Genomic DNA, 1,554 nt, shown 5'->3' with positions numbered 1-1,554 from the left:
CGGGGCCGCCCGGTCCGCGGGCATCTCGACGCTCGCCGAACTTGCCGCCCCGCCCGGCGGGCACGGCGTCGGCCTTCCGGTTGCCGGGGCGGTCGTCGCCGCGCACCGCGATCACCGGCTTGGGAGCCGGCTTCGGCGGTGCCGCGGGTGCTGCGGCCTCAGCATCGGAGCGGGCCGAGGGATCGGCGCCGTCGGCCGGCGCCACCAGGCCGTCGACGGCGGGCGCATCGGCGTGCTCGGCGGCCGGCAATGCCTCGGCGTCCTCCGGCCCTGGCGCCTGCTCGGCGCTCTCGCCGAATTCGGCCGCCGCCTGGCCTGGCGCCACCACCTCGGTCGCGCCCACCGCGGGACCGTCGGCGCTCGCGCCCTGGACCGGTGCGGCAGCCGGCGGTGTCGGCGGCGGGGCTTCGCCGCGCAACGCGGCTTCGAGCTGTGCCACCGCAGCGCGGATCTTCTGGGCGTCGCCGGTGCTGTTGGCGGCCTCGAGCGCCTTGGAGGCGTTCAAAACATGGCGATCATGTTCKCTCATCGCGGCCGAAGCCTTCTCGCGCTCGGCCGTCTTGCGGTTGAAGGCCTCGTCGATCGGGGCCCGGAAAGCGTCCCAGAGCTTCTGCTCGTGGCGACGGTCGAGCGGCACCATTTGCGCCTCCTGCTGCCAGCGCTGCTGGAGCGCCTTGACGGCGTCGATCCGCAGCATAGGCGCAGCACCGAGTTCGGCGGCCTCGGCGATCATCGCCTGGCGACGCTCGACACTGGCCTTCTGCGCCGCCTCGAAGGGCGCACGGGCGGCGCCGAAGGCCTCGTTCCATTGCGCCTGCAGTTCGGCGAACACCTTTTCGCCGACATGGCCGGCGTCGCGCCAGCGATCGGCGAACTGGTGCAGTGCGCGGTTGTGCGCCTTCAGGTCGGTTGCCTGGGCATTTTCGGCCGCCCAGGCCTTGACCTCCTCGATCAGCGCGGCGCGCAGCGCACGGTGCTCGGCCGCATCGGCGCGAACCTTCTCGAGCCAGGCCTCGACCACCTTGTGGGCTTCGTTACAGGCTTCGTCGAAACGCTTCCAGAGGGCGTGATTGGGCACGCCGCCTTGGTCGGCCTGCTTCCATTGCTCGCGCAGGGCGCGCAGGGTTTCCTGCATCTTGCGGCCGCCCAGTGCCTGGCCCTCGGGCCGCTTGAGCAGGCCCTCGGCCTTGGCAACCAGGTCTTCGCGCACCTTGTCGGCGCTCCAGCGCTGCCAGCCTTCGAGCTCGCCCGCCGCCACCAGCGCCGCATGGACCCGGGCCTCGAGCGGTGGCTCGACCAGCTTGCCGTGCTCCTTGAGCACCGCGCGCAACGCGGCTGCGGCACCAGCACTGGCCTTGCCATGGCCCTCCGCGGTTTCCTGCTCGAGCTTGGCGAGCGCGCCCTGGACGGCGTCCTGCGCCAGGGCGCGCTTTTCGGGATCGACCTTGGGCGCGGCCGGCTTGGGCGGCGCAGCCGGTGCGGCCTCGGGCGTGCCGCCTCGCGCCACCCGCAACTCGTCGGCCCAGACCGGCACCGGCGGCAGCGGCGCGGCGG

Annotated in this window: 1 protein-coding gene; it reads right to left on the bottom strand. The window is 73.5% G+C overall.

What is annotated here, in order from left to right; translation table 11 throughout:
• Positions 1-1,554, bottom strand: a 1,554-nt coding sequence (locus AC1DY5_RS55105) for a DUF349 domain-containing protein (RefSeq protein WP_478122610.1), incomplete at both ends; no start/stop codon positions are given.

Source organism: Variovorax sp. P4_D9 (assembly GCF_056401695.1).
This window is presented reverse-complemented; position numbering and strand designations above follow the sequence as displayed.